Source organism: Roseateles sp. L2-2, assembly GCF_050613215.1.
In the GTDB taxonomy this organism is placed as follows: domain Bacteria; phylum Pseudomonadota; class Gammaproteobacteria; order Burkholderiales; family Burkholderiaceae_C; genus Roseateles; species Roseateles noduli.
In genome coordinates this window covers 3778110-3787007 of sequence record NZ_CP192509.1, presented here as the reverse complement: position 1 = coordinate 3787007, position 8898 = coordinate 3778110, and the positions used below count along the sequence as shown (strand labels likewise).

12 protein-coding genes are annotated in these 8898 nt (G+C 68.4%); 1 reads left to right on the top strand and 11 read right to left on the bottom strand.

The genetic code is table 11. The features are described 5' to 3' along the window. The first annotated feature begins 100 nt into the window (after window positions 1–100). The gene (locus ACQZ13_RS16950; protein ID WP_431046443.1) at window positions 101–550 is read left to right on the top strand and encodes a hypothetical protein; all 450 of its coding nucleotides are present in this window, start codon (window positions 101–103) and stop codon (window positions 548–550) included. Here the strand turns inward: ACQZ13_RS16950 and ACQZ13_RS16945 are convergent. The 11 genes from ACQZ13_RS16945 to ACQZ13_RS16895 form a co-directional block, all read right to left on the bottom strand. After that, window positions 480–1325 carry an SDR family NAD(P)-dependent oxidoreductase gene (locus ACQZ13_RS16945; RefSeq protein WP_431046441.1) on the bottom strand — a complete coding sequence of 282 codons (846 nt, stop codon included), beginning with the start codon at window positions 1323–1325 and terminating at the stop codon, window positions 480–482. The genes ACQZ13_RS16950 and ACQZ13_RS16945 overlap by 71 nt on opposite strands. A 31-nt stretch (window positions 1326–1356) precedes the next feature. Continuing rightward, window positions 1357–2532 carry a zinc-dependent alcohol dehydrogenase gene (locus ACQZ13_RS16940; RefSeq protein ID WP_431046439.1) on the bottom strand — a complete coding sequence of 392 codons (1176 nt, stop codon included), beginning with the start codon at window positions 2530–2532 and terminating at the stop codon, window positions 1357–1359. Between the two features lie 158 nt (window positions 2533–2690). Beyond that, the gene (locus tag ACQZ13_RS16935) at window positions 2691–3578 is read right to left on the bottom strand and encodes an SDR family oxidoreductase (protein ID WP_431046437.1); all 888 of its coding nucleotides are present in this window, start codon (window positions 3576–3578) and stop codon (window positions 2691–2693) included. A gap of 10 nt (window positions 3579–3588) precedes the next feature. Next, entirely contained in the window at window positions 3589–4239 is a 651-nt protein-coding gene (locus tag ACQZ13_RS16930) for a glycosyltransferase (RefSeq protein WP_431046435.1), read from the bottom strand. Further along, a complete protein-coding gene (locus ACQZ13_RS16925) occupies window positions 4236–4874 on the bottom strand; it encodes an SAM-dependent methyltransferase (protein ID WP_431046433.1) in 639 nt (212 codons plus the stop codon). Before ACQZ13_RS16925 ends, ACQZ13_RS16930 begins: the two co-directional genes overlap by 4 nt. Next, entirely contained in the window at window positions 4862–5824 is a 963-nt protein-coding gene (locus ACQZ13_RS16920) for an acyl-CoA dehydrogenase (RefSeq protein WP_431046431.1), read from the bottom strand. The genes ACQZ13_RS16925 and ACQZ13_RS16920 overlap by 13 nt, the downstream gene beginning before the upstream one ends. An 86-nt stretch (window positions 5825–5910) precedes the next feature. Further along, a complete protein-coding gene (locus ACQZ13_RS16915) occupies window positions 5911–6435 on the bottom strand; it encodes a hemerythrin domain-containing protein (RefSeq protein ID WP_431046429.1) in 525 nt (174 codons plus the stop codon). A 95-nt stretch (window positions 6436–6530) separates the two neighbouring features. Further along, window positions 6531–6824 (bottom strand): hypothetical protein, encoded by a 294-nt coding sequence (locus tag ACQZ13_RS16910; protein ID WP_431046427.1) that lies wholly within the window; start codon window positions 6822–6824, stop codon window positions 6531–6533. A gap of 154 nt (window positions 6825–6978) precedes the next feature. Further along, entirely contained in the window at window positions 6979–7287 is a 309-nt protein-coding gene (locus ACQZ13_RS16905; protein WP_431046425.1) for a hypothetical protein, read from the bottom strand. A gap of 159 nt (window positions 7288–7446) precedes the next feature. Next, complete coding sequence (locus ACQZ13_RS16900) at window positions 7447–7917, bottom strand: MarR family winged helix-turn-helix transcriptional regulator (RefSeq protein ID WP_431046423.1); 471 nt, start codon at window positions 7915–7917, stop codon at window positions 7447–7449. Continuing rightward, the gene (locus ACQZ13_RS16895) at window positions 7914–8792 is read right to left on the bottom strand and encodes a lysostaphin resistance A-like protein (RefSeq protein ID WP_431046421.1); all 879 of its coding nucleotides are present in this window, start codon (window positions 8790–8792) and stop codon (window positions 7914–7916) included. Before ACQZ13_RS16895 ends, ACQZ13_RS16900 begins: the two co-directional genes overlap by 4 nt. Window positions 8793–8898 lie beyond the last annotated feature (106 nt).

Below are 8898 nucleotides of genomic sequence, written 5' to 3'. Positions count from 1 at the left end.
CCGCGATGAGGGCTATCATCGATCCACATCCCGCTGGCTCCCCTTCGTGCCCTGAGCCATTCCTTCCGGGTCTGCAGACGCACTTCTCCAGGAGTGCGCCATGAGCGGAATCGCCGTCGTTCCCCCTCCCACGATCCTCGTCCTGGACGATTTCCCGGACTCCGCCGACGCCCTGTGCGAGTGGCTGACCCTGGAGGGTTGGAAGGCGCAATGTGCCGTCTCGGCTGACGAGGCACTCCAGAAGCTCCGGGTCGACCTGCCTGCCGTGGTCGTGATGGAGCCCTGGTTGCGCACCGGCAGCGCGATGGGCGTCGCCGCGGCGGTGCGGCAGGCCGGCGGCGACACCCTGCTGGTGGGACTGACCGCGTGGGGGAGGGCCGAGGACGACCTCGTCTGCGGCCCGACGCTCTTCGACGTGATGCTGAGGAAGCCGGTCGATGGCCTGGCGCTCCGCGAAGCGCTGGACCATCATCCTCGGGCTAGTCGCCTTGCCCGCTACCGGGCTCCGCCGTCTTCCGGTGCTGCTCCGCCAGCATCTCTGCCGGCGTGACGTTGGCCAGCACGGCCTGGATCTTGTTCTTCCAGCCCGCGACCACGACGCTTTCGCCGTCTTCCATGGCCTCGTAGCCGGCCTTCGCCACTTCGTCCGGCGGTTGCTTCTTCCCCGTGCCGACCTTGGTGTCGGTCATGTCGGCGCGACGGAAGAATTCGGTGTCGGTCGCCCCGGGCATCAGGACGGTGACGGTGATTGCGGTGTCCTTCAATTCATTGCGCAGTGCGTACGCGAATGAATCGATGAAGGCCTTCGACCCGTTGTAGACCGCCTGGAAGCTGCCCGGCATCAGGCCTGCGATGGAGCCGGTGATCAGAATCCTGCCCGCGTTGCGCGCCTGCATCGAGCGGCCCACCCGCTGGATGAGGTCCAGGGTGCCGGTGATGTTGGTGTCGATGACGTGGCGCACCGCCTTGAAGTCCTGGTCGAGGAACGCGTGTCCCAGGCCGTGACCGGCGTTGGCGAGCAGGGCGTCCACCGGCCGGCCGCCGAGCTCCGCCATCAACGCGTCCACGCCGGTGACGACGGACAGGTCGGCCAGCAGCGTCCGGACCTGCGCGCCTTCGGCGCGGCATGCCGCCGCGGTGTCGTCCTGGGAACGGTCCGCAGCAATCAGCAGGTCGTAGCCGTGGCGCGCGCATTCGAGCGCGAGTTCACGGCCGATGCCGCTCGACGCGCCGGTGACGACGGCCAACGGCCGCTCGGCGAATTCATTGGCATCGAGTCCTGGACGCGCATCCGCATTCGGATCTGGATTGTGATTCGGATTCATGACAGCTCCTGGAGCGTTCAATGGACGTTGATCAGTTGTCGAAGGGCGTGAGCACCACCTTGCGGCAGTCCTCTTCCTTCTTGTTGAAGATCTCGTAGCCCCGCGCGGCGTCCGTGAGCGGCAGGCGGTGGCTGACGATCACCTCGGGGCGCAGCGCGCCGCTCTCGATGTGGGCCAGCAGTTCCGGCATGAAGCGCTGTGCGTGGGTCTGGCCGCTGGCGAAGCTCAAGCCCTTCTCGAAGGCGTCGCCGAACAGGAAGCCATGGATGAAGCCCGCGTACACGCCGGGCACGCTGACGATGCCGCCGCGTCGCGTGGCCGCGATGGCCCATCGCAGGGAGGTGCCGCTCGATCCCTCGAGCTTCAGCGTGGACAGCACCGTCTCCATCGTGCTGCCCTTGGCCTCGAAGCCGACCGCGTCGATCGACGCGTCGACGCCGCGGTGGTCGGTCTGCTCGATGATCAGCTGCGCCGGATCGTCGACCTGGTCGAAGTCGATCGGCAGGACCCCGTAGGTCTCCTTGGCGAAGGCGAGCCGGTACGGATGGTGGTCGATCATGAAGATCCGTTCGGCTCCGAGCAGTCGCGCGCTGGCCGCCGCCATCATCCCGACCGGTCCGGCGCCGAAGATGGCGACGCTCGATCCCTTGGTTACCTGCGCATTGAGCGCCGCCTGGTAGCCGGTGGGCAGGATGTCCGAGAGGAAGAGGACCTGCTCGTCGCTCAGGCGCGTGTCGGGGATCACCAGCGGCCCGACGTTGGCCTTGGGCACGCGCACGTACTGCGCCTGACCGCCCGCGTAGCCGCCGTAGAGGTGGCTGTAGCCGAACAGGCCGGCGCCGGCGCGGATGTCCTTCTTGTTCAGGATGGCGCCGCGGCCCGGGTTGGTCGTCTCGCAGGCGGCGAACAGTTGCCGGCCGCAGAAAAAGCAGTCCCCGCAGGAGATCGTGAACGGCACGACGACGCGATCGCCGCGCTTGATGTGGGTGACGCCGCGGCCGACGTCCTCCACGACGCCCATGAACTCATGGCCGAGGATGTCTCCCGACTTCATGTCGGGGATCTTGCCGCGGTAGATGTGGAGATCGGATCCGCAGATCGCGGTGGCGGTGACGCGCAGCAGCACATCGTCGTCGGCGGCGAGCACCGGATCCGGCACGGTTTCGACACGGACGTCTTTGGCGCCGTGGTAGGTGAGGGCGAGCATGGGTGGCCTTCCGTGGGTCCGCGCAGGAGGACGCGGGTCACCGTGCAAGGCAAGGTCGCCGCCCGCCGTCTTGCGTCACCAGCCGGTCCCCGATTGACCGATATCGGCATTCGGTGCCGATTCACCGCATCGCCACGAGCGAGTGACCGGCCAAGGCTTCATGGATCGCCGCGTCCGCCCGAGGCGCCGTAGACCTGACCGGTCGCGTAGCTCGATTCCGACGACGCCAGCAGCACGTACACCGCCGCGAGCTCCGCGGGCTGCCCGGCGCGTCCCATCGGCGTGTCGACGCCGAACTTCTGCAGCTTCTCCTGCGTCTGGCCGCCGCAGACCTGAAGCGGCGTCCAGAACGGCCCCGGCGCGACGGCGTTGACGCGGATGCCCTGCTTGGCGAGCTGCTTCGCCAGGCCCTTGGTGAAGATCAGGATCGCGCCCTTGGTGGTGGCGTAGTCGAGCAGGTTCTCGCCGGGGTCGTATGAGTTGACCGACGCCGTGTTGATGATGGAACTGCCGTCCTTCAGATGCGGGATCGCCGCCTTGGACAGCCAGAACGGCGCGTAGATGTTGGTCTTGAAGGTCCAGTCGAACTGCTCGGTGCTGATGTCGAGGATCGACTCGTGGCTTTGCTGGCGGGCGGCGTTGTTCACGAGGATGTCCAGCCCGCCGAGCTCGCGCACCGCGTCCGCCACCAGCTTCTGGCAGAACGCTTCCTCGCGCAGGTCGCCCGGCAACGCGATGCCCTGGCGACCGGTCTCGCGGATCAGCGCGATCACCTCGCGGGCGTCGGGCTCCTCGTCGGGCAGGTAGTTGATCGCGACGTCCGCGCCTTCGCGCGCGAAGGCGATGGCCGCGGCGCGGCCGATGCCACTGTCGCCGCCGGTGATCAGCGCGCGACGGCCAGCCAGGCGGCCATGTCCCACGTAGGTCTTCTCGCCGTGATCGGGCGGAGGAATCATGTCGCGCGCCAGGCCCGGCCAGGGCTGCGACTGCTTCGGGAAGGCGATCGTGTCGGAGGACTTGTCGGAAGACTGGTCGGATGAGCTCATCGGAAGACTCCTAGGCGCGCAGGCGCCCCATGTGGGCGGCGAATCCGTCCGGTGCCCGACCGTCCTGGCGGGCGCTCGTGACGACGCGCACGGTGTTGGTCCAGGCAATGCACATGCCGAGCGCGTGGAGCCGCTCCACGAAGTCCACATCCTCGTGGCTGCACAGCTGCGCGAAGCCGCCGGCCTGCTGATAGGCGCTCACGCTGACGCCGAGGTTGGCGCCGTGGATGTGGCGATGGTCCTCGGCATCGGTGTAGCCGACTTCGTAGGCGGTCCGTTCCTCGGCGGTGAATCGGGTCCAGTCGTCGACCTCGACCACGCCGCAGACGGCCTCGGTGCGGAACGCCAGCTGTCGCGAGAACCAGTTCGGCGCGACGACCGAGTCCGCGTCGGTGAAAGCCAGCCAGCGGGCGCCTTGCTCGATGAGCGCCTGCGCGCCGGCCGCGCGCGCGAAGCCGACATTGCGCGCCTCGATGGCCAGGCCTTGCACGCCGAGCGAGCGGACGACGTCGGCGGTGCGGTCGCGACACGCGTCCAGGACGACCAGGATTCGGACTTCCTCGCCTTGCAGGTCCGGATGCGCGGCGGCGTCGATGAGCGCTCGAAGGGCGCGACCGATCAGCGCTTCCTCGTCGTGCGCGGGCACCACCGCGCCGATCATGGCCGCAGGCCCTCGCGACGCGCCACCGAGCGACCGTCCGGACTCCAGACTTCGACGAGGAAGTCGTCCTCCTCGTGCCGCAGCAGGCTTGTCCAGCCCAATTGCTCGAACGCCACGGCCATGTGCCGATGCACGTCGTCGCCGCTACGGAAGTAGTCGCCTTCTGGATGGCGCCAGTGGCTGGCGATCAAGGTGCCGCCGTCGGCCAAGCTTTCCACCGCGCGATCAATGGTCGCGTGGAAGGCGTCGTCATCGAGGTAGTAGCCGATCTCGCTCAGCACGATCAGGTTGAATCGGCCCTTGGGCCACTGCGCCGGAATCTGCGCGTGCGTCACGTCGACATGGGGCATTGCGGCCAGTCGCTGACGGGCGTGCGCCACCGCCGCGGCGCTGGCGTCGCTGCAGACCAGGCGATCGCAGCGCGTCGCGAGTGCCGCGCTCAATTCGCCGTTCGCGCACGCGGGCTCGAAGGCGCGCGCGTAGCGCTCGTCGGGCAGGCTCGCGAGGAGCTGCGCGCGCTTGCGCCGTTCGTACCAGCGCGTGCGGTATCCCCAAGGGTCGTCGTCTTCGGAGAACAGCGTCTCGAAGTGGTCGGCCAGCGCGCCCGGTTCCGGGGGAAGGGTCACAGCGTCCATGTCGTGGTTGCCTGCTTCAGGAGTTCGTTGCCCAGCGCGGCCAGATCGCGGTCGCCGTGGCATTGCCGGATGAACACAGGCAAATCCGCTGCCATACGGGCGAAGGTCTCGTCGTGGCAGAGCGGTCCGGCGCCCATCGCGCGCGTGGCGGCGCGCAGCACCTGCTGCGCGCATTCGTCGCTCGCGGCGCGCGTGCGCAGCGCCCAGGCGCGCGCGTCGCGATCGGGATGTCGATCGACCCAGGCGGCCGCTTCGCGCAGCAGTGCGGCGTTGGCGCTCAGCAGGCGATCGATCTCGCCGAGCGCCAATGCCCGATGCCATCCTGGATCGACGCTGGCGGCGACGTCGACCGCCTGAGCTCGAAGGACCTCTGCGACCGCACAGGCCGCGCCATGCCAACACGCGGCGATGCCGATGCCGCCGTGCCAGAACCCGTGTCGCGAAAGATAGAAGCCTGCGCCGCCGACCAGGCGAGCGGGCGTCGCTTCGAACGCGACCGACGCGCTCGCGGAGTCCGCCATGCCGACGGCTTTCCAGCGCGAGGCATCGACCGTGACACCGGGTTGCAGGAGGTCGACATCCGCGAGCCACGGGCCCGTGCTCGATCCCCCGGATTCGCTGTCATCGGGCCAGACCGTCAGCAGCGCGCGATCCAGCGACGCGGCGCCGGAGCACCATGCCTTCGTGCCGGAAAGCGCCACCGAGCCATCAGGCTTGCGGCGGAACGTCACGCGCGCGCCGGGCGGTTCGGCCGCCCACATGCCGTAAGCGGCTGCGGCGGACTGCGGCGCCAAGCCCGCTTCGGCCAGGATGGCCGTCGCGTCCGTATGACCTTCGAAGAGCTTCACGAGCGACAGATCCTGCGCGGCGACGGCCGCCAGCGCGGACCAGCGGTCGAGCGTGCGTCCGCTGCCTGGCAGCGGGAGGTCCGACCGTCCGGTGTCGATCAAGGCGCGCAAACGCCGACCCGTGTCGGCGTCGGCGTGGCCGTGGCCGTGGGCTTGACGTCCGCTAGCGGTCGTGGAGGGCGTCCCCATCAGTGCTTGGCCTGCTCCTGCGCCATCAACTCCGCCTTGCGCTGCTGGATCCGTTCGCCTAGCTCGACCATGTCCACGCCGGCCTTCTTCGCCTTGGGGAACATCTCGTTCTGCTCCTCCTTGACGTGATGCTTGACCCACTCGCTCATGACCTTGACCTTCGCGTCGTAATCCTCGCCGCCGGGCTCGACGCCTTCGACGGCGGCGATCAGGTCCTTGATGCTCTGGTGCTCGACGCGCGCCTCGGGGACGAGCTCCTTGTCCTTCAGTGCGAGCTGGACCTCGGGGTAGAAGATCTCCTCTTCGACCTGGGCGTGGACCGTCAGCTCCAGGCAGATCTGCGCGACCAGCTGCTTCTTCTTCGCGACGGAGCGCGACTTCTCGAACTGGTCGAACAACCCGCTGACCAGCTTGTGATCGGCGCGCAGCAGGCTCACGGCATCGGGCGTCCTGGCGCGGGCGGTCGTGGTGCGGCGAGTCGTCGATTTGCGGGCGGCGGTCGAGCTGGTCGTCGAGGAAGGCATGGAAGTTCTCCTGGCGGTGATGGCTGGGACGGCGTGCCACGTCGGCACATCGCAGAAAACTCAATAGCAAGCGCGGTGCCCGCAAGCGAGGACGGTCAGCGGACCTCGTCCGCACGGGATTGCCGATGCCTGCTGGACTTCGCGTCCGCATGCTCTTCCTCTTCGTTCTTTCGCACGCCGCGCAGATTCATCACGAACAGCCCGACCTGCAGCACGATCAACGCGTAGGACTGGGTGGCGGCGCCCCAGATGCACCAGAGGACGTTGCTGAGCACGAAGACCCAGAAGCCCCACGTCCTGCGGCGCGCGCTGCTTCCGCCGACCAGCCAGGCGGCGGCGAGCGTGACCACCATCGCGGGCCATTGCAGCGCGTTGAGCAGTTCGTCCATGCCCGACGAAGGCAAGCGGCTCGCCAACGGGATTGATCAGTCGGAGTCGGGACGGAAAAAAAGCCCCGGGAAACCGGGGCTGTCGAGGCGAAGCGACCTCATCGGCGCTTCACCGGCGTTTCAGCTGCATCTCAGCTGCATTTCAGCGATGTCTTCAACGATCGTCACGCGACGAATCGCTGTCCTGGTCCTGATCGTTGCGCGAGGCCTGGGTGGACTGATCGCGCGAGGTCTGCGGGTTCTGGCGCTGGGACCCTTGGCCCTGCTGGCCTTGCCGATCGCCGCCTTGCTGACCCTGCTGCGGCGACTGCCGCTGGCCTTGCGATCCGGAGCCCTGCTGCTGGCCGCCGGGCTGGTTCTGTCCTTGCTGGCCCTGTTGATGCTGCTGCTGTTGCTGCTGCTTCTGCTGGCCTTGTCCGCTCTGGGATTGATTCGGGTTCTGCGCGTTGGGTTGCTGAGCCATGGTGGTCTCCACGTTGTGCGCGTCGGCAAAGACACCGACGAGAACATCGTGGCAATGGGCATGCCGCTTCGACGCCTGTCGACACGACCCTCGAACACTGCCGGAAGAAGCCTCGCGTCTGCCGGAGTTGTCGGTTCGCAGCGTGACCGGCCGTGGGCCTCAGAGCCCGCCGAGCTTCTCTCTCGCCGCCGCGATCCGCTCGTCGTAGGAGCGCTTCTCCAGCGCCTCGATCGCCTGTTCGAGCACGGCGCCCAGCGGCACCTTCATGTCCTTCTCCAGGCTCTTCGCCGCCAGCGCGGTGGCTGCCCAGCATTGCTCCAGCTTGGGGGCGAGGCGCTTGCCCTGTTTCGTCAGCGTCACGATGCGCTGCCGGGCGTCCGTCTCCGACGCGACGACCTCGACCAGTCCGGCCTCCGTCATCCGGGCCACCGTCTGCGTCACCGCCGGCTGGCTGATGCCGGCCGCGACGGCGATCGCGCTGATCGTGGACTCGCTCTCCCGCATGAGCACGCGCATCACCGGCGTGTAGCGCGGCCGGTAGCTCGGGTCCACGTTCTCGTAGGAGCGCTCGACCGCGCCGTCCAGCAGCTCGATGAGGTGGCGCAGTTGCGTGCCCAGGGTTCTTGTCATGCCTGTTTCCATCCGGCGATTCTCAGGGCTGGCGCGACCGGCCGCCCACTGCGCCAGACCAGCAGGCCCACCGTGGCCGCAGCGGTCACCGCCAGCGTCACCGTCGACGCTTCCACGCCGAACGGACCGCCCGTGAGCCACGCCGGCCCGCTGAGCACCGTGTGCAGGACGCCCAAGGTCTTGTTGCCGGAGGACGAAAGGCCGAAGAGCGCGGTGGTGGCGAAGTTCCAGCCGAAGTGCAGCCCGATGGGCAGCCACAGCCGGCCGTGGACGAGGTAGGCGGCGGAGAGCAGCGCGCCCGCGACCATGATCGCGAGGAAGGCGACCGCCGAGAACCCTTCGGTGGGCAGATGGCCGAGGCCGAACAGCAGCGACGAGATCGCCATGGCCGGCCCGACGCCCAGCCGTCCGAGCAGGACGCGCAGCAGCACGCCGCGGAAGAGCAGTTCTTCCAGCACCGCGGCGAGCGTCATCTCCGCCATCGGGCCGAGCAGGCTCTGCCACGTCGCGCCGGTGATCCGCAGGACGCCGGCCGACCACAGGACGCCGACGATGCCGGTGATCAGGATCAGCCCGAGGAGGGCGCCCGTGAGGAGCTCGCGGGCTGCGGGGGCGGGCGCCAGTTCGGTCGGTGCCTGGCGCTTCTCGACCAGACGCGTGAAAGCGCGATAGGCGAGCAGACAGAGGACTGCCGCCAGCAGTTGCGGCCACAGCTGGCGATACGGCTTGGGGAGGACCGCGTGGATCGCCGCCATCGAGAGCGCCACGGGCGCCACGGTGGCGACGGCGCCGAGGACGATGCGCACCAGCGGCGACCGCAGCGATGGGCGGTACCAGCGTTCCTGGACTGCGGGCGAGACGGCGTCGACTGTCATGGGGACCTCCCGGAAGTGGCGACGCCCTCTGCGTCGCGGTGTTTGTATAAGTGCTTATGCTAATGAGGCGACGGCACTTGTGCAACCACTCCGGAAGGGGCGGGGC

What these genes read in the sequence shown, in the direction of transcription:
- ACQZ13_RS16950 (WP_431046443.1), top strand. Translation starts at nt 101, where the DNA reads ATGAGCGGAATCGCCGTCGTTCCCCCTCCCACGATCCTCGTCCTGGAC.
- ACQZ13_RS16945 (WP_431046441.1), bottom strand. Translation starts at nt 1,325, where the DNA reads ATGAATCCGAATCACAATCCAGATCCGAATGCGGATGCGCGTCCAGGA.
- ACQZ13_RS16940 (WP_431046439.1), bottom strand. Translation starts at nt 2,532, where the DNA reads ATGCTCGCCCTCACCTACCACGGCGCCAAAGACGTCCGTGTCGAAACC.
- ACQZ13_RS16935 (WP_431046437.1), bottom strand. Translation starts at nt 3,578, where the DNA reads ATGAGCTCATCCGACCAGTCTTCCGACAAGTCCTCCGACACGATCGCC.
- ACQZ13_RS16930 (WP_431046435.1), bottom strand. Translation starts at nt 4,239, where the DNA reads ATGATCGGCGCGGTGGTGCCCGCGCACGACGAGGAAGCGCTGATCGGT.
- ACQZ13_RS16925 (WP_431046433.1), bottom strand. Translation starts at nt 4,874, where the DNA reads ATGGACGCTGTGACCCTTCCCCCGGAACCGGGCGCGCTGGCCGACCAC.
- ACQZ13_RS16915 (WP_431046429.1), bottom strand. Translation starts at nt 6,435, where the DNA reads ATGCCTTCCTCGACGACCAGCTCGACCGCCGCCCGCAAATCGACGACT.
- ACQZ13_RS16910 (WP_431046427.1), bottom strand. Translation starts at nt 6,824, where the DNA reads ATGGACGAACTGCTCAACGCGCTGCAATGGCCCGCGATGGTGGTCACG.
- ACQZ13_RS16905 (WP_431046425.1), bottom strand. Translation starts at nt 7,287, where the DNA reads ATGGCTCAGCAACCCAACGCGCAGAACCCGAATCAATCCCAGAGCGGA.
- ACQZ13_RS16900 (WP_431046423.1), bottom strand. Translation starts at nt 7,917, where the DNA reads ATGACAAGAACCCTGGGCACGCAACTGCGCCACCTCATCGAGCTGCTG.
- ACQZ13_RS16895 (WP_431046421.1), bottom strand. Translation starts at nt 8,792, where the DNA reads ATGACAGTCGACGCCGTCTCGCCCGCAGTCCAGGAACGCTGGTACCGC.